Origin of the sequence: Curtobacterium sp. LFS079 (assembly GCF_047977865.1) — a bacterium.
Lineage (GTDB): Bacteria > Actinomycetota > Actinomycetes > Actinomycetales > Micrococcaceae > Arthrobacter.
In genome coordinates, this window is record NZ_JBFPFO010000006.1 from 1 (window position 1) to 26,434 (window position 26,434).

General features: G+C 67.2%; 25 protein-coding genes. 13 read left to right on the forward strand and 12 right to left on the reverse strand.

Annotation, left to right across the window (positions count from 1 at the left end):
* Positions 1 to 172 precede the first annotated feature (172 nt).
* The 3 genes from ahcY to ACNQPB_RS11630 all read right to left on the reverse strand — a co-directional run bounded on the left by ahcY (position 173) and on the right by ACNQPB_RS11630 (position 2,402).
* The gene (ahcY, locus tag ACNQPB_RS11620) at positions 173 to 1,651 is read right to left on the reverse strand and encodes an adenosylhomocysteinase (protein ID WP_498751805.1); all 1,479 of its coding nucleotides are present in this window, start codon (positions 1,649 to 1,651) and stop codon (positions 173 to 175) included.
* A gap of 45 nt (positions 1,652 to 1,696) precedes the next feature.
* Entirely contained in the window at positions 1,697 to 1,921 is a 225-nt protein-coding gene (locus ACNQPB_RS11625; RefSeq protein WP_498751807.1) for a hypothetical protein, read from the reverse strand.
* A 106-nt stretch (positions 1,922 to 2,027) separates the two neighbouring features.
* Positions 2,028 to 2,402, reverse strand: coding sequence for a DUF3499 domain-containing protein (locus ACNQPB_RS11630; protein WP_498751809.1), 375 nt, complete (start codon positions 2,400 to 2,402; stop codon positions 2,028 to 2,030).
* 267 nt (positions 2,403 to 2,669) lie between these two features.
* On the opposite strand from ACNQPB_RS11630, the gene ACNQPB_RS11635 reads away from it, so the two are divergent.
* Positions 2,670 to 3,176, forward strand: coding sequence for a metallopeptidase family protein (locus ACNQPB_RS11635; RefSeq protein WP_498751811.1), 507 nt, complete (start codon positions 2,670 to 2,672; stop codon positions 3,174 to 3,176).
* A 55-nt stretch (positions 3,177 to 3,231) separates the two neighbouring features.
* On the opposite strand, the gene ACNQPB_RS11640 is transcribed toward ACNQPB_RS11635, so the two are convergent.
* The 3 genes from ACNQPB_RS11640 to ACNQPB_RS11650 are packed head-to-tail and all read right to left on the reverse strand — an operon-like array spanning position 3,232 to position 8,847.
* Positions 3,232 to 4,902 carry a DUF5719 family protein gene (locus tag ACNQPB_RS11640; protein WP_498751813.1) on the reverse strand — a complete coding sequence of 557 codons (1,671 nt, stop codon included), beginning with the start codon at positions 4,900 to 4,902 and terminating at the stop codon, positions 3,232 to 3,234.
* Positions 4,895 to 8,266, reverse strand: a complete 3,372-nt coding sequence (locus ACNQPB_RS11645; protein WP_498751815.1) for a glycosyltransferase family 2 protein — start codon at positions 8,264 to 8,266, stop codon at positions 4,895 to 4,897. Before ACNQPB_RS11645 ends, ACNQPB_RS11640 begins: the two co-directional genes overlap by 8 nt.
* 29 nt (positions 8,267 to 8,295) lie before the next feature.
* On the reverse strand, positions 8,296 to 8,847 hold the full coding sequence (locus ACNQPB_RS11650; RefSeq protein ID WP_498751816.1) for a WhiB family transcriptional regulator: 552 nt from the start codon (positions 8,845 to 8,847) through the stop codon (positions 8,296 to 8,298).
* A 367-nt stretch (positions 8,848 to 9,214) separates the two neighbouring features.
* Between ACNQPB_RS11650 and ACNQPB_RS11655 the strand changes: the two genes are divergently transcribed.
* Complete coding sequence (locus ACNQPB_RS11655; protein WP_498751817.1) at positions 9,215 to 9,994, forward strand: TIGR03089 family protein; 780 nt, start codon at positions 9,215 to 9,217, stop codon at positions 9,992 to 9,994.
* On the opposite strand, the gene ACNQPB_RS11660 is transcribed toward ACNQPB_RS11655, so the two are convergent.
* Entirely contained in the window at positions 9,981 to 10,529 is a 549-nt protein-coding gene (locus ACNQPB_RS11660) for a GtrA family protein (protein WP_498751819.1), read from the reverse strand. The two genes, ACNQPB_RS11655 and ACNQPB_RS11660, sit on opposite strands and share 14 nt — an antisense overlap.
* A gap of 173 nt (positions 10,530 to 10,702) precedes the next feature.
* On the opposite strand from ACNQPB_RS11660, the gene ACNQPB_RS11665 reads away from it, so the two are divergent.
* From ACNQPB_RS11665 to ACNQPB_RS11685, 5 genes are all read left to right on the forward strand, one after another.
* Positions 10,703 to 11,887: a 5-(carboxyamino)imidazole ribonucleotide synthase gene (locus tag ACNQPB_RS11665; protein WP_498751821.1), complete on the forward strand. Its 1,185-nt coding sequence runs from the start codon at positions 10,703 to 10,705 to the stop codon at positions 11,885 to 11,887.
* On the forward strand, positions 11,884 to 12,447 hold the full coding sequence (gene purE, locus ACNQPB_RS11670; RefSeq protein WP_498751823.1) for a 5-(carboxyamino)imidazole ribonucleotide mutase: 564 nt from the start codon (positions 11,884 to 11,886) through the stop codon (positions 12,445 to 12,447). The genes ACNQPB_RS11665 and purE overlap by 4 nt, the downstream gene beginning before the upstream one ends.
* Before the next feature lie 14 nt (positions 12,448 to 12,461).
* A complete protein-coding gene (locus tag ACNQPB_RS11675; protein ID WP_498751825.1) occupies positions 12,462 to 14,108 on the forward strand; it encodes an LCP family protein in 1,647 nt (548 codons plus the stop codon).
* A gap of 76 nt (positions 14,109 to 14,184) precedes the next feature.
* Positions 14,185 to 15,465, forward strand: coding sequence for a mannose-6-phosphate isomerase, class I (gene manA / locus ACNQPB_RS11680; RefSeq protein ID WP_498751827.1), 1,281 nt, complete (start codon positions 14,185 to 14,187; stop codon positions 15,463 to 15,465).
* Positions 15,466 to 15,468: 3 nt separating this feature from the next.
* Positions 15,469 to 16,404, forward strand: coding sequence for a lipid II:glycine glycyltransferase FemX (locus ACNQPB_RS11685; protein WP_498751829.1), 936 nt, complete (start codon positions 15,469 to 15,471; stop codon positions 16,402 to 16,404).
* Positions 16,405 to 16,464: 60 nt separating this feature from the next.
* Here the strand turns inward: ACNQPB_RS11685 and ACNQPB_RS11690 are convergent, their stop codons facing one another.
* Both ACNQPB_RS11690 and glpX read right to left on the reverse strand, forming a co-directional pair.
* Positions 16,465 to 17,211: an endonuclease domain-containing protein gene (locus ACNQPB_RS11690; RefSeq protein WP_498751831.1), complete on the reverse strand. Its 747-nt coding sequence runs from the start codon at positions 17,209 to 17,211 to the stop codon at positions 16,465 to 16,467.
* A gap of 341 nt (positions 17,212 to 17,552) precedes the next feature.
* On the reverse strand, positions 17,553 to 18,575 hold the full coding sequence (glpX, locus tag ACNQPB_RS11695) for a class II fructose-bisphosphatase (RefSeq protein WP_498752204.1): 1,023 nt from the start codon (positions 18,573 to 18,575) through the stop codon (positions 17,553 to 17,555).
* A gap of 227 nt (positions 18,576 to 18,802) precedes the next feature.
* Between glpX and ACNQPB_RS11700 the strand changes: the two genes are divergently transcribed.
* From ACNQPB_RS11700 to ACNQPB_RS11710, 3 genes are all read left to right on the forward strand, one after another.
* Positions 18,803 to 19,468 (forward strand): DUF4245 domain-containing protein, encoded by a 666-nt coding sequence (locus tag ACNQPB_RS11700; protein WP_498751833.1) that lies wholly within the window; start codon positions 18,803 to 18,805, stop codon positions 19,466 to 19,468.
* Between the two features lie 9 nt (positions 19,469 to 19,477).
* Entirely contained in the window at positions 19,478 to 20,092 is a 615-nt protein-coding gene (locus ACNQPB_RS11705; protein ID WP_498751835.1) for a carbonic anhydrase, read from the forward strand.
* 107 nt (positions 20,093 to 20,199) lie between these two features.
* On the forward strand, positions 20,200 to 21,639 hold the full coding sequence (locus tag ACNQPB_RS11710) for a class II fumarate hydratase (protein ID WP_498751837.1): 1,440 nt from the start codon (positions 20,200 to 20,202) through the stop codon (positions 21,637 to 21,639).
* 90 nt (positions 21,640 to 21,729) lie between these two features.
* Here the strand turns inward: ACNQPB_RS11710 and ACNQPB_RS11715 are convergent, their stop codons facing one another.
* The gene (locus ACNQPB_RS11715) at positions 21,730 to 22,260 is read right to left on the reverse strand and encodes an META domain-containing protein (RefSeq protein WP_498751839.1); all 531 of its coding nucleotides are present in this window, start codon (positions 22,258 to 22,260) and stop codon (positions 21,730 to 21,732) included.
* 148 nt (positions 22,261 to 22,408) lie between these two features.
* On the opposite strand from ACNQPB_RS11715, the gene ACNQPB_RS11720 reads away from it, so the two are divergent.
* Complete coding sequence (locus ACNQPB_RS11720; RefSeq protein WP_498751841.1) at positions 22,409 to 22,612, forward strand: hypothetical protein; 204 nt, start codon at positions 22,409 to 22,411, stop codon at positions 22,610 to 22,612.
* A gap of 113 nt (positions 22,613 to 22,725) precedes the next feature.
* Here the strand turns inward: ACNQPB_RS11720 and ACNQPB_RS11725 are convergent, their stop codons facing one another.
* Complete coding sequence (locus ACNQPB_RS11725; RefSeq protein WP_498751843.1) at positions 22,726 to 23,280, reverse strand: prepilin peptidase; 555 nt, start codon at positions 23,278 to 23,280, stop codon at positions 22,726 to 22,728.
* Between the two features lie 104 nt (positions 23,281 to 23,384).
* Between ACNQPB_RS11725 and ACNQPB_RS11730 the strand changes: the two genes are divergently transcribed.
* Entirely contained in the window at positions 23,385 to 24,113 is a 729-nt protein-coding gene (locus ACNQPB_RS11730; protein ID WP_498751845.1) for a hypothetical protein, read from the forward strand.
* A gap of 24 nt (positions 24,114 to 24,137) precedes the next feature.
* Positions 24,138 to 24,782, forward strand: a complete 645-nt coding sequence (locus ACNQPB_RS11735) for a GNAT family N-acetyltransferase (protein WP_498751847.1) — start codon at positions 24,138 to 24,140, stop codon at positions 24,780 to 24,782.
* 223 nt (positions 24,783 to 25,005) lie between these two features.
* Here ACNQPB_RS11735 and phoH2 read toward each other — a convergent pair whose 3' ends face one another.
* The gene (gene phoH2, locus ACNQPB_RS11740) at positions 25,006 to 26,280 is read right to left on the reverse strand and encodes an RNA 5'-3' helicase PhoH2 (RefSeq protein WP_498751849.1); all 1,275 of its coding nucleotides are present in this window, start codon (positions 26,278 to 26,280) and stop codon (positions 25,006 to 25,008) included.
* Positions 26,281 to 26,434: the final 154 nt, after the last annotated feature.

Below are 26,434 nucleotides of genomic sequence, written 5' to 3' on the forward strand. Positions count from 1 at the left end.
CCCACGCCGCCCGGGTTCCCTTGGTGAGCGCAGCGAAGCAAGGGAGGTGGCGGTTGGGCCCACGCCGCCCGGGTTCCCTTGGTGAGCGCAGCGAAGCAAGGGAGGTGGCGGTTGGGCCCACGCCGCCCGGGTTCCCTTGGTGAGCGCAGCGAAGCAAGGGAGGTGGCGGGGATTAGTAGCGGTAGTGCTCCGGCTTGTACGGGCCTGCCACGTCAAGGTCCAGGTATTCGGCCTGTTCCTTGCTGAGTTCGGTCAGTTCGACGCCGAGGGCGTCCAGGTGCAGGCGGGCGACCTTCTCGTCGAGGATCTTCGGCAGCACGTAGACCTGGTTGTCGTATTCGCGTTCGCCTTCGGGCTGGTCGCGCTTGGTCCACAGCTCGATCTGGGCGATCGTCTGGTTGGCGAAGGAGTTGCTCATCACGAAGGACGGGTGGCCCGTGGCGTTGCCCAGGTTCAGCAGGCGGCCTTCGGAGAGCACGATGATGGAGCGTTCGGCGCCGGTGCCGGCGTCGAAGACCCACTCGTGGACCTGCGGCTTGATCTCGACCTTTTTGACCCCGCCAACCTTGGCCAGGCCGGCCATGTCGATCTCGTTGTCGAAGTGGCCGATGTTGCCCACGATCGCCTTGTTCTTCATGCGCACCATGTCCTCGGCCATGATGACGTCCTTGTTGCCGGTGGTGGTGATGAAGATGTCACCCTGTTCCAGCACCGTTCCGAGGCGGGCCACCTGGTAGCCGTCCATGGCGGCCTGCAGCGCACAGATGGGGTCGATTTCGGTGACGATCACGCGGGCACCCTGGCCGCGGAGCGCTTCCGCGGCACCCTTTCCGACGTCGCCGTAGCCGCAGACGACGGCGACCTTGCCGCCGATCAGAACGTCGGTGGCACGGTTGATGCCGTCCGGCAGGGAGTGGCGGATGCCGTACTTGTTGTCGAACTTGCTCTTGGTGACGGAGTCGTTGACGTTGATCGCCGGGAACAGCAGCTTGCCCTGTTCAGCGAGCTGGTAGAGGCGGTGGACCCCGGTGGTGGTCTCTTCGCTGACGCCGCGGATGCCGGCGGCGATGCGGGTCCACTTCTGCGGGTCCTTGGCGAGGGCTGCGCGCAGCACGCCGAGGATCAGCGCGTACTCTTCGGGGTCGTCGTCGGTGGCTTCCGGGACGGCACCGGCGGCCTCGAACTCGACGCCCTTGTGCAGCAGCAGCGTGGCGTCGCCGCCGTCGTCGAGGATCATGTTGGGGCCCAGCTCCGGGTTGCTGTCGGCACCGGGCCAGGTGAGGATCTGCTCGGCGGTCCACCAGTACTCATCCAGGGTTTCGCCCTTCCAGGCAAACACGGGCACGCCCTGCGGGTTCTCCGGGGTGCCGGTGCCGACGACGACGGCGGCAGCGGCTTCGTCCTGGGTGGAGAAGATGTTGCAGGAAGCCCAGCGGATTTCCGCGCCCAGTGCGGTCAGGGTCTCGATGAGCACGGCGGTCTGCACTGTCATGTGCAGCGATCCTGCGATCCGGGCGCCTTTGAGCGGCTGGCTCGGGCCGAATTCGGCGCGCAGGGACATCAGGCCCGGCATTTCATGTTCGGCGAGGCGGATCTGGTGGCGGCCTGCCTCGGCCAGGGAAAGGTCGGCAACCTTGAAGTCGAAAGTCATGGATGTCCTTAGGTAGAACCGGTTACGGCTGGAACGGCTGGCGGGTCAGGCTTTGCGGGGAGCGTCGTGCTGGGCGGATCCGGCGGAGTCCGCCGCGGCCAGCAGTTCCGGCGGGAGCAGCAGCGGGATGCCGTCCTGGATGGTGTAGCGGGGATTCTTGCCGGTGGCGTCCGCCTCGGCCGCTACCAGTTCTTCGCCTTCCTGGACCAGCGCTGAGCCGGTGACCGGGCAACGCAGAATGGACAACAGTTCAGGACTGACTTTTGGCATGGCTGAAGCTCCCTGGAAGGCACCATCTCGTGGGTGCCGGTGGCGGACCGGATGTGCAGCTTCCAGCGTACAGCCCGGCCACAGAGCGGACGATTGACTTTACGCCTCAGGAAGGCTCACGCAAGATGCGCAGGTGCCCGCGGCGGGTCCCCTCGACGAGCGGAGGTTCGACGGCGTGCCGTGCGGTCCGCTGTTCGGAAACGTCCGGCGCGGCGGCGGCTTCGCGGACGGCGTTCGCCAGGGCCAACAGGTCGTCGGGACCGGGTTCGGGCGGAGTGGAAGGCATCGCAAGACGCAGTACTTCCCAGCCACGCGGCACCGTCAAGGAGCCTGCGTGCTGGGTGCACAGGTCGTACGAATGCGGCTCGGCGTACATCGCCAACGGCCCCAGCACAGCCGTGGACTCGGCATAAACGTACGTCAGCGTGGCCACCGCGGACTGGCGGCAGGCTGACCTGGAACATTGGCGAATAGCACCCACAACATCCCAGATTAGCCGGTGCAGGACGACACGCGGCGCATTGGCCGCCTGGCGCGGATTATGTCGCATTGCCTTGACAGGGCCCACCACGTCGGCGAGGGCCCCGAATCGAAGCGGAGCGAGATTTGGGAGCCGCCTGGGCCCACGTCGGCGAGGGCCCCGAATCGAAGCGGAGCGAGATTTAGGAGCCGCCTGGGCCCACGTCGGCGAGGGCCCCGAATCGAAGCGGAGCGAGATTTGGGAGCCGATGGGGACTAAAGTCGATGTATGCAGTCACAGCACCACAGCCCGGGCTTCACGATCAGCCTGGGCGAAGCCGGCGGCAGCCCTTCCGGCTCTCCGGTGCGCAGCTTCAGGCAGCGCCGGCGGAACCGTCATGGCCGGGGGCAGCGCGGCGAAGTCATGCTTCCAACTCTTCCGGGCTACCGCAGCAGGGCCGAACGCTTTGATGACATGGTCCTGGACTCGGCGGAACGGCTCCAGGACATGTGGGGCCAGCAGCTCAGCGGTGTGTCCTTTGCCGTGGAGGAAATCCCGCCGAACCTCGAGCAGCTGGTTGCCGAGGGCGGAGCCGCACCACTGGGTGCCTGCAGCAGGGCCACCGGCACGGAAGGTCCGCTCATCACCGTGTACCGCCGCGTGGTGGAGCACACCGCCGGCGGCCGGGAAGACCTTCAGGACCTCATCCATGACGTGGTGGTTGAATACACCGCCGAGTACCTTGGTGTCCCGCCCGAGTCCCTGGATCCGGTCTACCGCCGCCGCTACCAGTAGGCCGGCGGACGGCGGGTGCTCAGCAGCCCAAGGGTTCCTTAGCAGCCCAGGTTTCTCAGTAGCCCAGGGTCACCGCGACCTTCTCATGGCCCAGAGCTCCCTGCTGGATGGACACCACCGAGATCCCGGGGCCCTTTTGTTCGCCAAGGAGCACGGCCCCGTAGGCCGGGTCACCTGAGGCGGTCACGACATAGCCGATCACCGCCGGTCCCTTGGCCGTGTCCGGAACGCCGATGACCGTCGTCGTTCCTCCCGCGATGTCCACGGACTCGGCCTTGCCGAGCTTGCCGTCGACCGTCACGGGAGTGTAGCTCACGGTGGCCCTGCCGTCCGGGACACCGAAACTCAGGTAACGGCGCCCGCCTTGGGGCACGGCCACCACGTGCTGGCTGCCGAGACGGACAGCGGCCGGCGACCAGGCAAAGTCCATGGGGGCCGATTCACCCGGATTCCCGAGCATCCGGACAGCCGCGGCAAATGGCACATCCGAGGTGACGCTCACGGTGTAGGTCCCTGCAGGGACGCCGGTGAGGGCAAGTTCGCTGACTGATCCTGCCTTGGCGGTCAACGCTCCGCCACCTGGCAAGACCTGTTGCCCGTTCGCTCCGAAGAGCTTGACGTCCAGGACGGCGTCAGCAGCCCCGGGGACGGTGATTTCCAGGGCAGGCACTGCGTCCGCAAAACCGCTCTTGCCGCTGAGCGCCTTGATGGTTTTTGGGTCCTGGATGACAACTCCGGCCATCACCTGGGAATCTGCCGGCCCCGCGCCCGGTGCCAGATGCTCCACACCGCCGGAGACAAGGCCGCGCAGCACGCTCTGTTGGACTGTTGCCGCCACCGGACCACCGCTGCTGCGCACGTGCACGGAGAGGCGCTCCTCGTTCGAGGCGAGGCCGGCGAGGTTGATGGTGCGGCTGCTGTGCGGCGAAACCAGGAGCCCGCGGCTTCCGGGCGACTGGATCCGTCCCTTCGCACCCAGAAGTTCAAGGTTGACCGTGGCTGGCGTCCCCGAGGCGTTGCTGAGGTTAAGCAATGCCGTGCGCCCCACCGTCGTGTCCGCTCCGAGGAGCCAGAAATCGTTCGAAGGCTGCTGGCATTGGGCTGCCGCGAGGCCGCGCAGGTCACCGTCCTGCGCCGAGTAGCTCCCGACGGCGGCCATCGCTGCCTGCTGTTCGCCCGCGGGTGCGGCGTCGAGCACGGTGACCTTGGCCGCGGCTTGCCCGACCGTTGCGGCTTTGAGCGCCGGCGGCCCGGGCGCGGGCGCGGGGGTTCCCTTCGGTGCTTCCGAGACGGTCCTGGCAGCGCTGCCGTCCAGGCCCGCCACCCGGCTTCCTGGCAGGACCCCCGTGCCGTCGCTGAGCACCAGGGCGTCCAGCCTGTTTTTTGCCGTCCGCGAGACCGGGCTGAATTGGGCATCGGTGCCGGCGGCCGTTCCTTCGGGCAGCACGGCCGGGCCGGGGCACACCATCGTGCTGAGCCCTGCCGGAACGTCGGACAGGCCTGCCTGCAGCGTCCTGCTTCCGGCGGGTTGCGGGAGGACCGACGCCGCGGAGACCAGGCCGGCTCCCCCTGCAAGGAGGAGACCGGCGGAAAGCAATCCGCCCACGATCCCGCGGCTTTGCCGCTTCTTTCCGGGCTTCACTGCGGCTTTCTTCACTGCGGCTTTCTTCACTGCGGCTTTCTTCACTGCGGCTTTGCGGGCTTCGGTCCTGTTCTCCTTAGACACTGCTGCGCTCCTTGGTGGCGGCATGCTGTTCCCGGCCGCGTTCCTGGGTGGTCCGGGCGGGCTTTGGACGCCGGGCAGGCATCGGAATGGCCAAAAGCGCCGTCAGGCCGATCACCACCGCCTGGAGGGCCCCCAGCCATGGCTCCCACGGGCTGAGGTAGCGGACATCGAGTTCGCCGCCGCGCGCGGGCAAGGTGAAGGACTGGGCCCAGCCGGAGGCGGTGGCGGTAAGGCGGCGCCCGTCCAGCCACGCTGTCCATCCCGGGTCGAACCGTTCGGCGAGCACCAGCTTCCGGCCTTCGGGTCCGTCCGGAACCGATGCGTCCACGTTGTTCCCCGATGACGGCAGCAAGGCCGCCACGGCGCCCTTGGGGTTGATGATCCGGGCGCGGTGGGCGGTTTCGGCATCCTGGGCAGCCGCGTCGCTAAGCGGGGTGATCCGCCACAGCCAGCCGGCGTCGGTCTGGCCGACGGCCACCAGGCCGGGCACGGCGTCGATTCTGTTCGCGGTCAGCTGCGCGGCGGCGTCCGTGGCCTTCAGGACCACGAAGCCGGCACCCAGCTGTTCCAGGGCGGGCCGAGGGTCGACCCCGGTACCGGCCACGATGGTGGCGACGGCGGTCCGGATCGAGGCCGTGGCGTCGTCGTCCCCCCGGACCTGCTCTTTCCCGGGAGGCCCGCTGATCTGCCGGGCTGCCGCGATCGTGGACAGCGAGTCCAGGGTGGTTCCGGCGCCGCGCATCAGGGCCGAGGTGTATCCGCCCTGTTCGTCGGGGGTGATGACAAGGGTGTTGCTGCTCTCCGGGCCCCGGCCATGGTCGACAGCGGTGGCCGGCAAGGTGCGCTCAGCGGCGGGCTGGATCAAGCGCGCCGTGCCCAGCGCCGCAGGGCTGTAACCGGTGCCCGAATCGGGCAAGGCGTTCTGCGTGGCCCACACCGCCATCCCGGCGAGGGGACCTGCCACCAGCAGCGCCGTTGCCAGCCCCGAAAGCCAGGGAAGCACCGCGGCGCGCCCGGAAGTGAAGCTTCCGGCTGCACCGGCGGGGCGCCGGCCGGCAAAACGGAGCAGGTTATCGGCTCCGGCCAGTGCGGCACCGAGCAAGGCGCAGGCCGCAGCGGAGACGGCGGGACCGCTGAACGGCGTAACGAGTGTGTTGCCCGCCAGGGCCGTGGCAATGTGCCCCGACGCCCAGGACCATGCCAGCAACAGGACCGCCGCCAACCACAGCATGCGGGTCACCCTGGTCCGCCGGCCGGGCACGAAGAGCGCGGCCACAGCCAGGATCAGCAGCGGTGCGCCGGTCAGCAAAGCCAGCAGCAGCGCCCAGGGCACCTCCGAGGGGCCGAACAGCGGAAGGTTCGCCAGGCCGCCGTCGGGCATGAATTCCAAAGGCCGGCCGAGCAGCTGCTGCCAGAGCGGAGCCGCGCGGGAGCCCAGCGGCACGCCGGGGTCCGCAAGCAAGGCACGGGGGCGGTCCAGCACGGAGATGCCGAACGGCAGCAACAACGCAACAGCCGGAAGCAGCGCCCACCAGACGGTCCGCCCGCGGCGGCCCAGGAGGAGCCCGCAGAGGACGATCAGGAGCGCAAGCGGCAGGAACAGCGACGGCGCACAGGCGGTCACGACGGCCAGGACCAGTCCCCCGGCAGCCGCGGCCGTCCAGGACGGCGTGCCGTTGCTTCCGGGCTTGCCTGGGAGCTCTTTCGCAGGAACCGTGCCCGGCACCCGGTCCCTGGCGATGGCACGCTGCGCGTGCCTGCCGGCCACTCCGCTGCGGCCCCGGGCCGAGCCGGTTGCCCGGAGGAGGGCCAGAAGCAGCAGCGGCATCATCACATGGGCCAGCAGCGCTCCTGCCCGTCCCTGGTTCAGGGCCACCTGCAACGCCGGTGCGGCTGCCCACAACAGGGCGGCGATGAAGCGGAAGCGGCGCAGGCCGGTCAAGGCGCCGGCGGCAAACCAGGCGCCGAGAGCGGACAGGGGCATGGCCAACAGCAGCAGCCAGCCCATCGCCCCGTTTCCGCTGCCGCCGCCGATGACGGAAAGCAGCCAGAGCACATACGCGAAAGGATCGCCATGGCCGGGCAGGCCGGCACCGAGGCCGATCCACCAACTGGAGGCGGTGCGCCAGATTGCCGCCGGATCCGTGGAGAGCGGAAGCAGTGCGCCCCCGGTGACCGCGGATGCACCGAACACGCCCAGCAGGCCCGCCACGGACGCAACCAAGGCGATGGCACCGGCGGCGATGGCTCCGGTGCCGATCCAGCCGCGCTCCTTGGTGGCAAGGGCAGCGAAGTCGTCCCCGGCGTCCCCGTTTGGCTCGCTGTGCAGCAGGTCCTGGGACAGCCGTTCCGGCGAGACATCCTCTTCCTCGTCCACACCCAAGGCTTCAACCAAGGAACGCCGGTGTGCCCAGACTTCCCGGCGGGGTGTCTGCAGGCTGCGGATGACTGAACGGCGCACCCGGCGGGTCTGCGCGGCGGTCCTCCGGGCCCGGAGCAGTGCCGCGGGCCGGATGAGGCCGGCCACGGTGGCTCCGAGCTGGGACAGGCCGCGGCCCGGTTCCTTGACCAGGATGCTGAGGACAAAACGCAGGATGCTGCCGAGCAGCGCCCCTCCCGCGTGCAGGGGCACGGCCCACGCCGGGCAGTGCTTGAGCCGCAGGTGGATCTGCGCCTTGCGGGCGGCCACCGGATTGGCCAGGGCTTCCGGGCGGCCGTCCACGTGGTACATGCGTGCCGAAGGGACCACCACCACGCGGTTTCCGGCCAGCCAGTTGCGCCAGCAAAGGTCGACGTCGTCGCCGACGCCAGGCAGCGCGGGGTCGAAACCCTGCATCTGTTCCCAGACATCCCGGCGGACCAGCATCCCCGCAGAGTTGACGGCGAACGTGTCCGTGCGGCCGTCGTACTGGCCCTGGTCGAGTTCGTCGGCGTCGATGAGGGTCAGCCGTTCGGCCCAGCGGCTCGTGGACAGGCCTGCGTCGATCAGGCGGCGTTCGGCGTCCCAGTCCAGCTGTTTGCAGCCGGCCACGGTGACAGAGGGCGCGCGTTCGACGGCGAGCAGCAGCTCAGCGAGGGCCTCCGGTGCCGGAGCGGCGTCGTCGTGCAGCAGCCAGATCCATTCCGAGGATGTTCCTTTGGCCGGGGCCAAGGCGGCGAGGCCTGCCTTGGCGGCACCGCCGAACCCGGCCTTCGGTTGGCTGAACGTTGTGACATTGGCCTTGCCCAGCACCCGCTCCAGCAGTGCTGCCGAGTTGTCGTGCGAGCCTGTATCAACACCAATGGCGGCATCTGCCGGACGCGTCTGGTCCAGCAGAGCCGCCAGGGTTCTGGGGAGATAGCTAGCACCGTTGCGGGAAACCACAACGGCAGTAACGTGTACCGCTTCGAGAATCAGACCGCTCGCTTCCTCAACCGCCGGCGCTCCCGCTCTGAGAGCCCGCCCCAGATGCCAAACCGCTCGTCGTTGGCCAGTGCGTATTCAAGGCATTGTGCGCGGACGTTGCACGCGCCGCAGACCTTCTTCGCATCGCGGGTCGACCCGCCCTTTTCGGGGAAGAATGCTTCGGGGTCCGTCTGGGCGCAGAGCGCGTCGCCCTGCCATCCCAATTCGCCCTCGTCGTCGAAATCGGCCAGGCCCGGAAGACCGATCCACAGCGGCTGGGCCGGTGAACTGGCCGGCCGGTGGAGCTCCATGGGCGGGTCGTCGAGGCCGTCCGTGCCGTCGTCGCCCAGCAGGCCCTCATTTTCCTGTGCTTCGTGTTCGGCCAGCAGCGCCGTCGCCTGGTCCTCCAGCGACTCCCTCGTCGCCTCGAGGTACCGTTCCGCCGCGGCAGGATCAGCAGGATCCACGTACCAATCGCCCGGAACTTCCCTCGAACGGTATTTCACCGACGCAATTCCTGCGACGGCTGCATCTTCCTGGATTCTCAACGCTTGCCCCATGGCGTCCCTCCTGATGTTGCAGCCGCTGCCTGATGGTCCGGCACTCGGTGTGTACGCGATAACTGCGCAGCGGCGATTGATTTCTAATTACACGCGTGTAACTACCGGGGCGTCAAGCCGCGCCGGGATAATAATCACCACATGCCCGCGTGGCGCGCCGCGCCACGCCCGGGATTTTTCCGTCCGATCCGCGCGGCGCCGCGAAATCGGAAGCAGGGTTGCAGTTAATGCAAACTTTCATTGAATTTCCGCGGATGACGGATTGCTTCGCGCGTCCGCCCAACGGGAGGCGAGTGGCGCAAATCACAGCCACCGCAGCGTCCGGATCCCCGGCGCGCACCTGTCCGCCCCGTGGGAAGATTTAGCCATGAGCATCCCGGCAATGAACTTGATGACTGCGCTTCGCTCCGGCCACGCCACCTCGCCCCGCCTGACCTGGTACGGCCCTGACTCCGAACGGATCGAACTCTCCGGCCGCGTTCTGGACAACTGGGTGGCGAAGACGGCCAACCTCCTTCAGGACGAGCTCGACGCCGGGCCGGGCATTTCACTGCGCCTTGAGCTGCCGGCCCACTGGAAGTCGCTCGTGTGGGCACTGGCGGCCTGGCAGCTGGGCATGGAGCTGGTGCTCGACGGCGGCCCGGCGGACCTGCTCGCCACGTCCAGTCCCGGGGACGCCGCGTCAGGGGACGGCGGGTCCGGGGACACCGCCGGCGGCGGAACCGCCGCCGGTTTCGAGGCCGTCGTCGCCGTCCCGCTTGCCGCGCTCGCCATGCGTTGGCCGGGAACACTGCCGCCCGGCGTGCTGGACTACGCGGCGGAGGTGCGCTCCCACGGCGATGTGTTCATGCCTTACTCGGAACCGGAACCGGGCCTGTCCGCGTTGCGTCTTCCCGGCCGGGGCTTCAGCCACGGTGAACTGCTGACCGGGTTCGCTGCGGCAGGACCGGCTGCGGCCGGCGACGAAGAAAACGGGACGGTAGCCGATGAGGGTGCGCGCATACTGGTGCGCGCCGCGGACGGACTGGATGCCGCCCTGGCTGAGGCCCTCGGCTGCTGGGACCGCGGAGGCTCGATCGTGCTGGTGCACCCGGACGTCGAGGTGACGGAGCACCTCCTGAAGAACGAACGCGTCAGCGGCGTTTGAGGGATTCCGGGTCGCTGGCCTGGTCCGCCTCGGCTTTGGCCTTGTGGTGGAGCTCGATGAGTTCGTGGTCGTGGGAGAACTCCGGTTCTTCGTCGAGTTCCTGGTTGAACACGAGGAAGCGGTAGGCGAAGAAGCGGACCACCGTGGCTACGAGGATGCCGAAGACGCCCGCCGCAAACAGCAGGTTCTTGTCGGTGATGTGCAGCCAGTAGTTGGCGATGAACGTGAAGCCGGTGGAGATGCCGATGCCGATGCCGTTGATGATGGCGAACATCACGAATTCCCGGAGCACGTTGTCCTGTCGGCGGTGCCGGAAAGTCCAGAAACGGTTGGCGACCCAGGAGAAGATGGTGGCCAGGAGCGCGCCGACGAAGCGCGCCTTGGACGGGCTGTCGGACATGGGTCCGTGCATCAGGTAGTACGTGAGCCCGTTGTCGATGACGAACGCCACACCGCCGACAGCGCCGAACTTGGCCACCTCACGCCAGAAGAGCGAGGCAAAGCCGCGAATGCGATCTGCAAGTGTGTTGATCATGACCCTCCATGGCCTGGTGAATTGGGGCCGACGGGCCGAAGCACCATTTTAGCGCCGTTTCCTTGGCACAAGCTGCAAAGAGTGTGCCCGGAGGCTCCTTTCCGCCCCGTCATGCGCTGCCCCGGGCGGCATGGAATCCCGTATCCGGCCTGCTGTTCGGTAGGCTAAACCCTGTGACTTTTCCTGTTATTGGCGTTGTTGGCGGCGGCCAGCTCGCACGAATGATGGCCCCGGCAGCAACTGCCCTAGGTTTCGAGCTCCGTGTTCTCGCCGAAGGCGAGGACGTCTCGGCGGCCCGCGCGGTAGCAACCGCACCGGTCGGTGACTATAAGGACCTGGACGCCCTCCTGGAGTTTGCCAAGGGCCTGGACGTGATGACATTCGACCACGAGCACGTCCCCACCGAGCACCTGCGTGCGCTCATCGACGCCGGAGTCAACGTCCAACCCGGCCCGGACGCCCTGGTCCATGCCCAGGACAAGCTGGTCATGCGGGCGGCCATCGACCGCCTCGGCCTGCCCAACCCGACGTGGGCCGCGGTGCACACCATCGCCGAGCTCGTGGACTTCGGCACCGAAACCGGCTGGCCCGTGGTCCTGAAGACCCCGCGCGGCGGCTACGACGGCAAGGGTGTCCGCATCGTGCACTCCCCCGCCGAGGCCGAGGAGACCGCCGGCTGGTTCGACGCCATGAGCCCGCTGCTGGCCGAAGCGAAGGTGGACTTCAGCCGCGAACTGTCCGCGCTGGTGGCCAGGACCCCGGGCGGCGAATCACGCGCCTGGCCCGTGGCCCACACCGTCCAGGTGGACGGCGTCTGCGACGAAGTCATCGCACCGGCACAGGACATCCCTGTCGAAGTGGCCGCCGCCGCGGAAGAGGCCGCGCTGCGGATCGCCGAAGAACTCGGCGTCACCGGCGTCATGGCCGCCGAGCTCTTCGAAACCCCGGGAGTCGGCGTCGGCTTCCTGATCAACGAGCTGGCGATGCGTCCGCACAACACGGGCCACTGGACCCAGGACGGTTCCGTCACCAGCCAGTTCGAACAGCACCTGCGCGCCGTCCTGGACCTTCCCTTGGGGGCCACCGACGTGCTGGGCTCGGTCGCCGTGATGAAGAACTTCCTGGGCGGCGAGAACCAGGACCTGTTCAGTGCCTACCCGCAGGCCCTTGCCTACGAGCCTGCCGCGAAGGTGCACTGCTACGGCAAATCCGTGCGCGCCGGCCGCAAGATCGGCCACGTCAACCTCGTGGGCGATTCCGTCGCCGAACTCGACACCATCCGCCGCCGCGCAACCGTGGTGGCCGGCATCATCCGTGACGGCCGTGTGCCGGCTGAATTCCCCGAGGAGACCGCATGAGTGCACAGAACGCCGCCCCGATCGTAGGCCTCGTGATGGGCTCGGACTCCGACTGGCCCGTCATGGAAGCCGCCGCGGACGCGCTTGCCGAATTCGGCATCCCGTTTGAGGCCGACGTCGTCTCCGCCCACCGGATGCCCACCGAAATGATCCGCTACGGGCAGACCGCCCACGAGCGCGGCATCCGGGTGATCATCGCCGGAGCCGGCGGCGCAGCGCACCTGCCAGGCATGCTTGCTTCCGTCACCCCCTTGCCCGTCATCGGCGTGCCCGTGCCGTTGAAGACCCTTGACGGCATGGACTCCCTGCTCTCCATCGTGCAGATGCCTGCCGGCGTTCCGGTGGCCACTGTGTCAATCGGCGGCGCACGCAACGCCGGCCTGCTTGCGGTGCGTGTGCTCGCGTCCGGCAACGATGAACTTGCCGCCCGGCTTCAAGGTGAGCTCCTGGAATTCGCGCGGGAACTGAACAACGTGGCTTCGGCCAAGGGCGCCAAACTGCGCGACAAAGTCGCCGAAGTGTTCTCCCAGGACAACGTGTCCGCCCGGAGCAGCCACTAAGGGAGGCCTCGCCGATGAACAGGAGCCAGGCCAGCAGCCAGACCAGCCCGAAGCAGCTCACCACCACAGCGACGCTCACTGACCCGGTCCGGTTCCCGGCCTCGGCGAGTGCGCCTGTGCGGACCAAGCGCGCCTTCGTCCTGATCCTGATGACACTGCTCCTGCCGGGCAGCGCGCAGGTGGTGGCAGGTGACCGGAAACTGGGCCGCATCGCGCTTCGGGTCACTTTCACGGTCTGGGCGCTGGCGCTCCTGTTGCTGGTCCTGGCACTGTTCAACCGCTCGCTCCTGCTGGCCCTGTTCACGCATCCGGTGGCGTCCCTCGTGCTGATCGTCCTCCTGGTGGCCCTCGCCGCCGGCTGGGCCCTGCTTTTCGTGAACACCTTCAGGATCATCCGCCCGGTGCTCCTGGCCCCGGGCATGCGGCCGATTGTGGCCGTTGCGCTGGTGTTCTCCCTGGTGCTCAGCAGCGGCACCCTAAGCTACTTCGCCTACGTGCTGAACGTGGGCCGGAACGCCATCGGCAGCATCTTCGCAAACGGCCCGGCGCTGGAGCCCGTGGACGGACGCTACAACTTCCTCATGATGGGCGGCGACGCAGGTGACGGCCGCACCGGCCGGCGCCCGGACAGCCTTTCGGTCATGAGCGTCGACGCCGAGACGGGCGCAAGCGCGATCATTTCGGTGCCGCGCAACCTCCAGAACGCCCGGTTCAGCGAGGGCTCCCCGATGCGCAAGATCTACCCCGACGGCTACAACTGCGGCAACGAGTGCCTCATCAACGCCATCAACACCGAGGTCAGCAACAAGTACACGAACCTGTACCCTGGCGTTGCCGATCCCGGGGCGCAGGCCACCATGGAAGCCGTCTCCGGAACCCTCGGCATCACCATCCAGGCCTACGTGGTGGTGGACATGGATGGCTTCTCCAAGCTGATCGACGCCATGGGCGGCATCCGCATCAAGGCCGGCGGCTGGGTGCCCATCAGCGGCCCCATGCTTCCGGGCAGCGACAACCGCCACGTCAAGCCGGACGGTTGGATCCCCGCGGGCGAACAGAAGCTCAACGGCTTCCAGGCCCAGTGGTACAGCCGTTCCCGCGAGAACGTTGACGACTTCGCCCGGATTTCCCGCCAGCAGTGCGTGCAACAGGCCATGCTCAAGCAATTGGATCCGGCCACGCTGCTGTCCAAGTTCGAAGCGATCGCCAACGCCGGTACCAAGGTAGTGGAATCCAACATTTCCTCCGCCCAGCTTGGCAGCTTCGTGGACCTGGCCATCAAATCCAAGAGCCAGCCGGTATCCCGCCTCACCATCGGCCCGCCGGACTTCGACGCCGGTTTCTCCACCGCGCCGGACTTCAACGTCATCCATGAACGCGTCCGCAAACTGCTCCAATCCAAGGCGGGCCCCAAGGCCGGCGCTGTGCAGGAAGACTCTCTTGCCGGCGTCGGGCAGTCCGCCCCCGGCAGCGGCCCCCAAGCGGGCGGTGTCCCGGCCCGGGTGGCTGCGGAGACGCCGCCCGGTGATTTCACCCCGGTGACCACCCGTCCGGACGGCCAGCCGATCACGGCCGCGTACCTGAATTCGCTCTACGACATCCAGGACTATGCGACGCTTGAACAGCTCTTGGCCAACAACGGCCAGTGCCGCCCCCTGTAGTCCCTCCTTTCAGCGACAGTCCCTTCCGTGACGGTCCCTTCAGTGACAGTCCCTTCAGTGACAAGGATCCCTGCCCGTGTACCAGCTTGAGAACGTCCTGCGCCCCTACGCATGGGGCTCGACGACGGCGATCTCCGCCCTGTTGGGCACCACAGCCTCGGGCGGCCCGGAGGCCGAGTTGTGGATTGGCGCTCATCCCGGGTCACCGTCGCTCGCCAGCCGTGCGGGATCCTCGAAGGTGCCCCTGGACGCCTTGATCGCCGAAGACCCGGAGCACTTCCTCGGGGCGGCCAGCGTGGCCGAGTTCGGTCCGCGGCTGCCGTTCCTCGGCAAGCTCCTGGCCGCGGAGAAGCCGCTTTCCCTGCAGGTGCACCCGAGCCTTGAACAGGCCAAGGAAGGCTTTGCAAGGGAGAACGCCGCCGGTATCGGCCCCGACGCTCCCGAGCGCAACTACCGGGACGACAACCACAAGCCCGAGATGATCTTCGCCCTCACGCCCTTCCAGGCCCTGTGCGGTTTCCGTCCGGCCGCGGAATCGAGGGCCATCTTCGTCCACCTGGCCGGCCTGGTGGAAGCCTCCGGGGCTGCCACTGCCGTGCTCCGGAACGTCATCACCGAACTCTCCAAGCCGGATGAATCCGAGGCGCTCGGAGGTGCATTCAGCGCCCTCATCTCCGGCGGGGATGCCGTTTCCGACGCGGTTTCCAGCGCGGTTTCCAGCGTCGTGGCCGCGGCCGCCGTCAACGCCGCGGATCGCGGCGTGGCCGACTCCCTGGGCCCGCACGCCACCGCGCTCTCGGCAATGATCGGGATCGGCAAGGAGTACCCTGGCGACCCCGGAGTGCTGATCTCGCTGATGCTGAACCTTGTGTCCCTGGCCCCCGGGGAGGCGATCTACCTGCCGGCCGGAAACATCCATGCATACCTGAAGGGCCTCGGCGTGGAGGTCATGGCGAGCTCGGACAACGTGCTGCGCGGCGGCCTCACCCCCAAGCACATTGACATTCCGGAACTGATGAAAACCGTGGATTTCGCGCCGATCGGCGTTCCGCGGGTTGCGGCTGTCACCTCCGGGCTCGGCCAGGAACTCTATGTCCCGCCGTTCCGCGAATTCCGGCTCCAGCGCATCGAGCTGGCTCCCGGGGCGGAACCGGTGCCGCTCGCGCAGTCCGGGCCCGCCGTCGTCGTGGTGGTTGCGGGTGCCGTGCTGCTCGACTCTCCCAAGAGCGAACTGCGGCTGGCGCGCGGCGGCAGCGCCTTCGTCCCGGCGGCGGAGGATCCTGTCATGGTGCACGCCGAGTCCGGTGCGTCAGCGAGCAGCGTGGCGTTCGCCATCACCACGAGCCTGGAAAGCTGAGCCATGGAGTTTTTCCTGCAAAGCCCCGCCTGGGCCGACGTCCAGCGCGCCCTCGGCCGGACGGTCCACGAGCAGTCAGGCCCGGGCTGGCATTTCCTCGCCGTGGAGGAGAAGAACCCGGCCGGCAAGGTCCTCTACGCGCCCTACGGCCCGGTGGCCGAGTCTGTTGAAGCGTTCGACGCCGCCCTGGCCGCCTTGCGCGGCATCGCCCGCCGCAGCGGGGCGGTCTTCGTGCGCCTCGAACCAGTGAGCGCGGGTTTCGGCGTGGACGAGGCGCCGGCGCTGCTGCGGGCCCGGGGCATGCAGCCGGCACCGGCAAACCAGCAGCCCGAGCTGAGCTGGATCGTGGACCTTGAGGGCGACTTCAAGGACGTCCTGGCCGGCATGAAGCCCACCAACCGGAACCTGTACCGGAACATCCACAAGAAGGGCGTCACTTTCCGTTCCTCCCAGGACCCCGCCGAGATCTCGGTGCTGCTGGACTTCCTCCACATGACGGCAGCCCGCAACGGATTCAAGCCGCAGAGCGATGACTATCTGGGCACCGTGGCTGAGTCCCTGCTGCCTGCCGGCGCGGGCACCCTGTTCATCGCCGAACTCGACGGCGCTCCGATCGCCGCGGCATTTGCCTACGACTCCGCAGACACGCGCACCTACGCGCACGCCGCGCTGGACGACAGCCGCCGCAAGCTCAGCGCCGGGATCCCGCTGCTGGTCACCCTCATGGCCGATGCCAAGGAGCGGGGCCTGAAGCACGTGGACCTGTGGGGCGTCGCACCCGAGGACCAGCCCGACCACAAATGGGCGGGCTTCACCGCGTTCAAGAAGTCCTTCGGTGGGCGCGAGGTGGCGTACCCGGGAACCTGGGACCTGCCGGTCAACAAACTGCGATACGGCGCCTACCAACTGGCCCGCAAGATGCGGGACAAGCTCCGCTAGCCTCGGGCGTCCTCCGCGCGAACGTACAGTTGAGGCCCCGTTTTCGGCGATTTCGGGGCCTCAACTGTACGTTCGTGCGTCCCTCAACGGAGCCGCGCCCAGGGCTGCACGGACTTTCTCGAGCAGGAACGGCCTGTCGCCTTCAAGGTCATCTTTGCTGACGCGAATTTCCCGCCAGCCCAGTCTCTCCGTTGTTGCCTGCCGCTTGATGTCGCGCAGGTACTGTGTGGATTCGCCATGGTGGCCGCCATCGTACTGGAGGGCGATCCGGCTATCCGGATAGGCGGCGTCGGGCCATACCGCAGCTTGTCCCCAGCTGTTCCGGATGATCTGATTCAGCACCGGTTCTCCAAGACGGGATCTCGAAAGGATGAGCCGCATCCTGGTTTCCTGGGAAGAGTCGGCACCCACCTTTATGTCGGGCAGGGCCAAACGGGCAGTCCTTATTCCGCGCATTCCGGGGTGCGCAGCCATCATCCGCCGAAGCTCCTCAATGGTGGTTATCGCCGTTTTCGGTCGCGGATGTTCCTCGTCATGGCTGACTACGAAAGAGTCTCCGAGAGCGATCAACTCGTCAACGTCCAACAATGCTGCCAGATCCAGCCACGTCCTGGCAGGCGAAGTGACCCGAACGCCGTCACGCACCAGCACCTCGCCCGGCAGGAATGTCATCCGGTGACCGACCACATTCCGGCGTCTTGGTTTGCCGTCGTTGCGGCCACGCGCCACGTGGATTCGCCAATCAGACTGCATTCTGCCGGGCAGGCTGCCGTCCCACACGTGAACGGCGGAGTGATGAGTAACCACCGACGAACCGTCCAGGCCGGTGTAGGCACGGAGATTCGCGGAAGGTTCCGAAGCGCCGTACAGGGGGAGCCGGATTCCGCGCGATGGGATGAAAAGATCAGGCTGCCGAAGGCGTTTCCGACCGAAGCCAAGCTCCCTCGCGGAGGCCGCGGTGAAAGATCCGGACTGCAAAGCATCGGGCAAGGGCTTTCGTGGCATGCCTCAGTGTGACCCGTCCGGCGGGGCCGAAGGAGGTTATCCACAGGCACAGGTCCGAGCTCCGGCGCGAACGTACAGTTGAGGCCCCGGAATCGCCGATTTCGGGGCCTCAACTGTACGTTCGCGCTCAGGGAGCGGGAGCCTTAGTTCTTGCGGGCGTAGCCTTCCCACTTGCTGGCGTGGTGCTCGGCGTCGACGAAGCGGACGGTACCGGACTTGGAGCGCATCACGATCGACTGCGTCACCACGCGGTCCTTCTGGTAGCGGACGCCGCGCAGCAGGTCGCCGTCGGTGATGCCGGTGGCGGCGAAGTAGCAGTTGTCGCTGGTGACGAGGTCGTTCGTGGACAGCACGCGCTCGAGGTCGTGGCCGGCGTCGATGGCCTTCTGCTTCTCTTCGTCGCTGGTGGGCCACAGCCGGCCCTGGATCACGCCGCCCAGGGACTTGATCGCACAGGCGGCGACGATGCCTTCGGGGGTGCCGCCAATGCCCATCAGGGCGTCGACGCCGGTTCCGGCACGGGCCGCGGCGATGGCACCGGCGACGTCGCCGTCCATGATGAACTTGGTGCGCGCGCCGGCTTCGCGGATTTCCTCCACAAGCGGACGGTGGCGGTCGCGGTCAAGGATCATGACGTTGAGCTGGTTGACCTTCACGCCCTTGGCCTTGGCGATCAGGTGCAGGTTCTGCTTGACCGGCAGGCGCAGGTCGACCATGTCCGCGGCTTCCGGACCGGTGACCAGCTTCTCCATGTAGAACACGGCGGAGGGGTCGAACATTGAGCCGCGTTCGGCAACGGCCAGCACGGCGAGGGCGTTGTTGATGCCAAGAGCGGTCAGGCGGGTTCCGTCAATGGGGTCGACGGCGACGTCGCACTCCGGGCCCGTGCCGTCGCCCACGCGTTCACCGTTGAACAGCATCGGGGCCTCGTCCTTTTCGCCTTCACCGATGACCACGACGCCGTTGAAGTGGACGGAGTGAAGGAACGAACGCATGGCGTCGACGGCGGCGCCGTCGGCCTTGTTCTTGTCGCCGAAGCCCACCCAGTGGCCACCGGCGATCGCCGCGGCTTCGGTGACGCGGACGAGTTCCAGTGCGAGGTTGCGGTCCGGCTCATCGCTCCCGACGGCGAGGGACGGGGATATCGTGGAATACTGCTGGGACATTGCTGCTGAAGACACGTGAACCTCTTCTTCGATGACGATTCAGGAACCGAACTCATGGGACGAAACTCGTGGGACCCGAGCAGCCGCTTGGCAACTTCGATGTTTCCCCTGGAATCGATCATAGTCTGGGCGCCACGGCGCGGCCATGCGGCGTCCACGCCCCGGAACGGCCCTTCCCTGATCGCCCTGAATGTGTATTCGCCGCGCGGATGAGGGACTATTGAAGGGTGAGCGAAAAGCAGGACACCCCGGTTGCCGAGTCTGTACGCGACGAAAAGGCAACCGGTCCCCAGGACCCCGGACAGTCCGCCGTCAAGCCGGTTATCGCGGCAAAAGCGGCAAAACGGGCCAACGCCTCGGTGATCGGCATGGTGATCGCGCTTCTGGTCTGCGTCCTTGCTTTCCTGCCGATCGTGCTCATGAACCCCACGCCGAAGAGCGACGGCTACCGTCCGGACATCGATGTCGCCGCCATCGCGGCGAACGCCAAGGATGTGGCGGGATTCACACCCGTAGCCCCGGACCCCGGCGACACATTTCGTCCGAACTACGCCCGCTGGGAATCGGGCAGCGGCAGCGGCGTGCCCACTTGGGAAGTGGGTTTCCTGACCCCCAAGGAATCATTCGTCGGCCTGGTCCAGACCCGCAAGGCCAACCCCACCTGGCTGCTGCAGCAGACGAACAACGCCCCCGTGACCGGAAAACGGAACGCCGGCGGCCACGACTGGGAGCTGCGCGACGCCGGGAAGGGCAACCGCAGCATGGTTCTGCAATACAAGGGCACCACGATCATCCTGAGCGGTCCGGCGAGCCTGGACGAGATGTCCGCATTGGCCGCCGCCGTCGTAAAGTCCGCCGACACAGTTTCACCCGCGCCGTCCGCCACCCCGTAAAGTAGCGGCGTGGCTACCTACCTGACTCCCGCCCTTGCCTGGCGCAGACTCCGCGAAGGCAACGAGCGTTTCGTATCCGGCGAATCCCAGCACCCCAACCAGGATGCCTCCCGCCGTACGTCCCTTATTGAGGACCAGCATCCCTTTGCGGTGATCTTCGGCTGCTCCGATTCCCGCCTCGCCGCAGAGATCATTTTCGATCTCGGCTTGGGCGACGCCTTCGTGGTGCGCACCGCCGGCCAGGTGATTGACGACGCCGTGCTCGGCTCCCTGGAATACAGCATCTCCCAGCTCCACGTCCCACTGATCGTGATCCTCGGCCACGACAGCTGCGGCGCCGTGACCGCGACCAAGGCCGCCGTGGAGACCGGTGCGATGCCAGCCGGCTTCATCCGCGACCTCGTCGAACGCATCACCCCTTCGGTGCTGACCTCCCTCCGGAACGAACAGCACGATGTCAACGACATGGTGGTGGAGCACGTGAAGCAGACGGCGGCCCGCCTGGCCGAGAGCTCGCGTGTGATCTCGGACGCAATCGAGGACGGACGCACCGCCATCATCGGCCTCTCCTACAAGCTGGATGAGGGCCGCGCGGCGCTGGTTTCCGGAATCGGCCAGCTTTAGCAGACGGCGTTAAGGCCCGACGGCGGCGCGCCCCTTCCACTGCCAGCGCCGCCGTAGCCTTGCGTTCGGGTTTCGGCTGGGACGGCCGCCCGCAATAAGCTAGCCCCATGACTTCCACTCAAGAAACGAATGCTGAGTTCCGCATCGAGCACGACACCATGGGTGAAGTGCGCGTTCCCGTGAACGCTTTGTACCGTGCCCAAACGCAGCGCGCCGTGGAGAACTTCCCGATTTCCGGCAAGACCCTCGAGCGTGCCCACATCGAGGCCCTGGCCCGTGTGAAGAAGGCTGCCGCACTGGCCAACGCCGAACTGGGTGTGCTCGACGATGAGCTCGCCGAGGCTATCGCCGCCGCCGCCGATGAGGTTGCTGCAGGGAAGTACGACGGCGACTTCCCGATCGATGTCTTCCAGACCGGTTCGGGCACCTCCTCGAACATGAACACCAACGAAGTGATCGCAGAGCTCGCCACCCGTGCACTGGCCGCCAAGGGCAGCGACAAGGTTGTCCACCCGAACGACCACGTGAACGCCTCGCAGTCCTCCAACGACGTGTTCCCCACCTCGGTGCACGTGGCCGCCACCTCGGCGTTCATCAACGACCTCATCCCGGCCCTCGAATACCTGGCTGCCTCGCTGGAGCGCAAGGCCGTGGAGTTCAAGGACGTCGTCAAGTCCGGCCGCACCCACCTCATGGACGCCACCCCGGTCACCCTGGGCCAGGAGTTCGGCGGCTATGCAGCACAGGTGCGCTACGGCATCGAGCGCATCAACGCGGCGCTCCCCCGCGTTGCCGAAGTTCCGCTCGGCGGCACCGCCGTCGGCACCGGCATCAACACCCCGGCCGGCTTCCCTGAGCGCGTCATCGAACTGCTCTCCGCCGACACCGGCCTGCCGCTCACCGAGGCCCGCGACCACTTCGAGGCCCAGGCCAACCGCGACGGCCTGATCGAGGGTTCCAGCCAGCTGCGCAACATCGCGATCTCCTTCATGAAGATCAACAACGACCTCCGCTGGATGGGTTCCGGCCCCAACACCGGCCTCGGCGAAATCGCTATCCCGGACCTGCAGCCCGGTTCCTCGATCATGCCCGGCAAGGTCAACCCGGTCATCTGCGAAGCCTCCATCATGGTCTGCGCCCAGGTCATCGGCAACGACACCGCCATCGCCTGGTCCGGCACCAACGGCGCCTTCGAACTGAACGTCGGCATCCCGGTGATGGCCGCCAACCTGCTCGAGTCCATCCGCCTGCTGGCCAACACCAGCCGCGTCATGGCCGACAAGATGGTCGACGGCATCACCGCCAACGTGGAGCGAGCCCGCTTCCTGGCCGAGGCCTCCCCCTCCATCGTGACCCCGCTGAACAAGTACATCGGGTACGAAAACGCCGCCAAGATCGCCAAGATCGCCGTCAAGGAGGGCCTGACCATCCGCCAGGCCACCGAGAAGCTCGGCTTCGTCGGCGAAGGCGAAGGCAAGGTTTCCGAGGCCGATCTCGACAAGGCCCTGGACGTCACCACCATGACGGCTCCGGCCCACAAGGCCTAGGTCCCCAGCGCCTCCCAAAGGCACGACGGCGGCCGGCATCTTCCCAGCGGAAGGGGCCAGCCGCCGTCGGCGTTTCCGAAGCCGAGGTTGCTACATGTGCGTGAGCGGGCCGGAGTCGGTGAGCTCGACGGTGCCGTGGCTGTTGCGCAGCAGCAGGGTCGGGCCATCCAACGTCCAGGTGACCGGCTGTTTGAAGAGCTCATGCGTCCAGTTTTCGTACCCGCCTTCTGTAGCTGGACAACCCATTGCCGTGGCAATGATCCGGCCCGGGAGCCAGCGGTTTCCGTCGACCTTGACCTCCACCCCGAGGTTGTTGCAGGGCGTCTTCACCCCGACGGTCCAGGTCCCGTTGACGAAGACCATGGAAACTTCAAGGGGCTCGCTTTTGAGCCACGCGAGGTCGCCGGTGGCATCCCGGCCGCCGGTCGAGCGGTAGAGCCTGCAGCCCAGCGGTCCGCCCTCGCACACCGGTCCGGGCACGGGACCGGTGGGGGTTCCAGCGGCGGAGGAGGAGAGTGATTCCTCCGGAGGCGGCGCTCCAGGCGCATTGCCGCAGCCGGCCAGGGCCATGAAGACAAGAATCAGTACCGTGAGCCTGGAAAAGCCGTTGCGCACATGCATGAAAGCCCCCAAATGTCTGCCGGCGGTTCGCCGCTAGGGGACCAGTCTTCTCCCTTCGCCGCCATGCCGGGAAGCACAACCGCGTTGCAATCCAGCGGGCCAGGTCACGGCTCCGGAACGGCCGCCTCCAGCTTGTTACGCTGGAACGGTGAGCCTGGATCCCGATGAATCAACAAGCACCAGCCCCGCCGTCCGTTGGGGACTGGGCGCAGTGCTGTTTGCGCTTCTGGCCGTTTCCATGGCCTTCACCTCGGGCGGCAACGCTGCGATGATCACCGGGGCAGTGCTCTGTGCGGCGGCCGCATGCTTTGCCGGCTACCGCGCCCTCAACGCCGGAAAGGGCCGCTCCTAGCCGCCCTACCCCGGGCCTGCGGAACGCGCAGGAGCACCCTCTGAGACGGCACGCCGCACGCGACCACTCCCCGGACGCCGGGAAGCCACAGCGGGCCCGGGCCGCGCACTGGTTCAGGCGGGCAGCACTGCCATGGCCGCGGCTGCGCCCGCGAGCATGAACGGTCCGAAGGGAATCGCGGAGCGGAGGGTTCCGCGCCGCGCGGCCAGGATAAGCAGGCTCCACACCCCGCCGAAGAGGAACGCCAGGAACGTCCCGGCGAAGATATGCGTCCAGCCGAGGTAGCCCAGGTAGAGGCCCAGCACCCCTGCGAGCTTGACGTCCCCGAATCCCATGCCGGGCGGGTGGATCAGCCGAAGCACGAAATAGAAGAGCCACAGCACCGCTCCCCCGGCCACGACCCCCAGGACGGGCACGCCGAACAGGGCGGCTCCGGCGTCGGGCATTTCCTGTACCGCGCCGGAAGCGGCAACGGCGAGCGCGGCCCCGGCGAGCAGCAGCCCGGCGATCCCGTAGGAGGGGAACACGATCCGGTTGGGCAGCAGGTGGTGGCGGACGTCGATGATGGTCAGCCGGACGGCCATGACGGCGAAGTAGAGGCACGCGGCCAGGACCAGCCAGAAGGCCACGGGGCTGGCGCTCCACAATTCACTGAGTCGTCGGATCACTCTCGGATGCTATCCGTTTTGCCGGCGGAGCCGCGTGGGCCGGGCCGTATCATGTGGATATGGGGCGCTACAGTGCAGATTCCGGGGGCGGAAATACCCCCGACATGTCCTCCACATTCCGGAACCTTTGCCGGTCTTCGCCGTGGAAATGGACCAGCCTCCGCTTCGAATACCGCGACCTCCCGGGAGACGGAAGCGGCGCCGTTAAGGCGTGGCTGCGCCGGCCGGGCGCGCTTCGCCTTGAGAGCGCGGACGGCATGCTGCTGCACTCCACCACGGGCATCAACGACTCGCGGGACAGCTTCTACGTCCGCTCCAGCCGCAGCTCCTGGCTGCTGCCGGCGCACCTGGTGACTCCCGTGTACGACGGCGCCGGGCTGGTCCGCCGCCGGCCGGAAGCCGCGTACGGGGAGCCGTCCTTCGGGAACGGCCGCCTGGCGGCGGCACTCGATCCAGTGGAGCTTGCGGGCAATGCCCCGGTGCCGATCGAATTCCCGGAAAGCAATCCCGTGGCGCTCGGCCCGGTGCGCGAGGTGGACCACGAGGGTCGCCCGGCCTTGGAATGCGTGGTGACCCCCGGGACCAACTACACACCGGCGGACGCGGCTTCTCCCCTGTGCCAGCCAGGCCGCACCCGCCTGAGAGTCGACGCGGGCACGGGCGTGTGCGTGGCGAGCGAGGCGCTCGACGGCGGCGCCGCCGGCACCGGACACTGGATCCGCATCCTGGGCGTGGACGAATACATGCTGGACGACCTGTTCCTGGCCGAATCCATGAACCTGAGCGACGTCCGGCAGCACATCACCTGGGAGCCGGGAGCGCAGAGCGGCTGATCCCAAACGCGCTAGGGTTCTGTGATGACCTCGCTTACGGACCTTTGGCCTGCATTCGGGCTCACTCTGACCACGCCCCGCCTACAGCTGAAGGCCGTGCAGGACCAGGACATCCCGGCATTGTTCGACGCCGCGCTCAGCGGCATCCACGAACCCGGCCGCAGCCCCTTCAGTAGCCCGTGGGCGGAAGTGCCGGCAGACGAACTTGGCCCCAACCTTGCCCGCTGGCACTGGACCTGCCGCTCCACGACGACCCCCGACAACTGGACTCTCCTGCTGGGCATCTGGCACGAGGGTGCACTCATCGGCTGCCAGGACATCGGCGCCAAGGATTTCAAGGTCCTGAAGACGGTCGGCACCGGCTCCTGGCTGACGCAGTCCGCCCAGGGCCAGGGCCTCGGCAAAGAGATGCGTGCCGCCGTCGTGAGCTACGCTTTCGACCACCTCGGCGCGGAAGTTGCCGAGTCCGAAGCCGCCGCCTGGAACGAAAAGTCCCTGGGCGTCTCCCGCTCCCTCGGCTACGAACTGAACGGCATCCACCGCACCAACTGGGGCCCGAAAGTAGAGGACGTCCAACGCGTCCGCGTCACACCGGAAGCCTTCAAGCGCCCCGACTGGACCCTAAAGGTACAAGGCCACGCCCCCTTCGCAAAGTTCCTGGGGCTCTGAGGGTAGCGCCGAACAAGAGGCGACGAACGCACGAGACGGGACGGCGGTCCTTCGTAAAGGAGCGCATCGCGGTCGATCGCGTCGTGTAGGTCGCTCAGCGACCGAAGCGGCGCCTATCGGCCGTGTCTAAGCGACGGCGAAGGGCCGTCTCACGTCGAACCCGACAACGGAGCGGCACCCAGATGAGCGTCGCTCCGTTGAAGGATAAATTAACCCACCAGGGTTAAATCTCCGCCCCTTCGAGCAGTTCCGTGACAAGCGCCGCGATGGGCGAGCGTTCTGAGCGGGTCAGGGTGATGTGGCCGAACAGCGGGTGTCCCTTGAGGGTTTCGACGACGGCGGCAATGCCGTCGTGCCGTCCGACCCGGAGGTTGTCGCGCTGGGCGACGTCGTGGGTGAGGACGATCTTGGAGTTCTGTCCGATGCGGCTCATCACGGTGAGCAGGACGTTCTTCTCGAGCGACTGGGCTTCGTCGACGATCACGAAGGCGTCGTGCAGGGAGCGGCCGCGGATGTGCGTGAGCGGCATGACTTCGAGCATGCCTCGGTCCATGACCTCCTCGACGACTTCCTGCGATACCAGTGCGCCGAGTGTGTCGAACACGGCCTGTGCCCACGGGTTCATCTTTTCCGACTCGGAGCCGGGCAAGTAGCCCAGTTCCTGGCCGCCGACCGCATAGAGCGGACGGAAGACGATCACCTTGCGGTGTTCCCGGCGTTCCAGGACGGCTTCGAGGCCTGCACAGAGCGCCAGGGCGGACTTGCCGGTGCCTGCCCGGCCGCCAATGGAGACGATGCCCACGGAGGGGTCCATGAGCATGTCGATGGCGAGCCGCTGCTCGGCGGAACGTCCGTGTAGGCCGAACACGTCGCGGTCGCCCTTGACGAGGCGCACCTGCTTGTCCGCGCCCACCCGGCCGAGGGCAGATCCCCGGTTGGAGAGGAGCACCAGCCCGGTATTGACGGGAAGTTCGGCCGCCGCGGGGATGAAGACGGGCTCGTGGCCGTAGAGGGTGCCGATTTCCTCTTCGCTGGCTTCCACTTCGGCCACGCCGGTCCAGCCGGAGTCCTTCACGAGTTCGTTGCGGTACTCGTCGGCAAGCAGGCCCATCGCCGAAGCCTTGACGCGCATGGGCAGGTCCTTGGAGACCACCGTGACGTTGTGGCCTTCGTTGGCCAGGTTCTTCGCGACGGCGAGGATGCGGCTGTCGTTGTCCGCGCCGCGGAATCCTGCGGGCAGGACCTCAGTGGAGATGTGGTTCATTTCCACGCGGAGAGTTCCTCCGTCGCTGCCGATCGGAATGGGCGTGTTGAGTCCGCCGTGTTCGATGCGGAGGTCGTCGAGCAGCCTCAGTGCCTTGCGGGCGAAATAGCCAAGTTCGGGATCGTGGCGTTTGCCTTCGAGCTCGGTGATGACCACGATCGGCACAATGACCTCGTGCTCGGCGAAGCGTAGCAGTGCGCGCGGATCGGAGAGCAACACGGAGGTGTCAATCACATAGCTTCGGCCGGCTGCTTTTCCGGCCTGCGGAGCCTTGGCTTTAGGGCTCCGCTTGCTGCGAGAGGTAGCTGCACTTTCCCCGTCGGAAACGATTACGGGCAGTTGCTCGGAAATAGCCACATCGACTCCAGCCCCGGGCGTTCGCCCGGCT

Bases quoted from the DNA above. Each gene is read 5' to 3' on its own strand.
- ahcY (WP_498751805.1), bottom strand. From the start codon at position 1,651: ATGACTTTCGACTTCAAGGTTGCCGACCTTTCCCTGGCCGAGGCAGGC.
- ACNQPB_RS11625 (WP_498751807.1), bottom strand. From the start codon at position 1,921: ATGCCAAAAGTCAGTCCTGAACTGTTGTCCATTCTGCGTTGCCCGGTC.
- ACNQPB_RS11635 (WP_498751811.1), top strand. From the start codon at position 2,670: ATGCAGTCACAGCACCACAGCCCGGGCTTCACGATCAGCCTGGGCGAA.
- ACNQPB_RS11650 (WP_498751816.1), bottom strand. From the start codon at position 8,847: ATGGGGCAAGCGTTGAGAATCCAGGAAGATGCAGCCGTCGCAGGAATT.
- ACNQPB_RS11655 (WP_498751817.1), top strand. From the start codon at position 9,215: ATGAGCATCCCGGCAATGAACTTGATGACTGCGCTTCGCTCCGGCCAC.
- ACNQPB_RS11660 (WP_498751819.1), bottom strand. From the start codon at position 10,529: ATGATCAACACACTTGCAGATCGCATTCGCGGCTTTGCCTCGCTCTTC.
- purE (WP_498751823.1), top strand. From the start codon at position 11,884: ATGAGTGCACAGAACGCCGCCCCGATCGTAGGCCTCGTGATGGGCTCG.
- ACNQPB_RS11675 (WP_498751825.1), top strand. From the start codon at position 12,462: ATGAACAGGAGCCAGGCCAGCAGCCAGACCAGCCCGAAGCAGCTCACC.
- ACNQPB_RS11685 (WP_498751829.1), top strand. From the start codon at position 15,469: ATGGAGTTTTTCCTGCAAAGCCCCGCCTGGGCCGACGTCCAGCGCGCC.
- glpX (WP_498752204.1), bottom strand. From the start codon at position 18,575: ATGTCCCAGCAGTATTCCACGATATCCCCGTCCCTCGCCGTCGGGAGC.
- ACNQPB_RS11710 (WP_498751837.1), top strand. From the start codon at position 20,200: ATGACTTCCACTCAAGAAACGAATGCTGAGTTCCGCATCGAGCACGAC.
- ACNQPB_RS11715 (WP_498751839.1), bottom strand. From the start codon at position 22,260: ATGCATGTGCGCAACGGCTTTTCCAGGCTCACGGTACTGATTCTTGTC.
- ACNQPB_RS11730 (WP_498751845.1), top strand. From the start codon at position 23,385: ATGTCCTCCACATTCCGGAACCTTTGCCGGTCTTCGCCGTGGAAATGG.
- ACNQPB_RS11735 (WP_498751847.1), top strand. From the start codon at position 24,138: ATGACCTCGCTTACGGACCTTTGGCCTGCATTCGGGCTCACTCTGACC.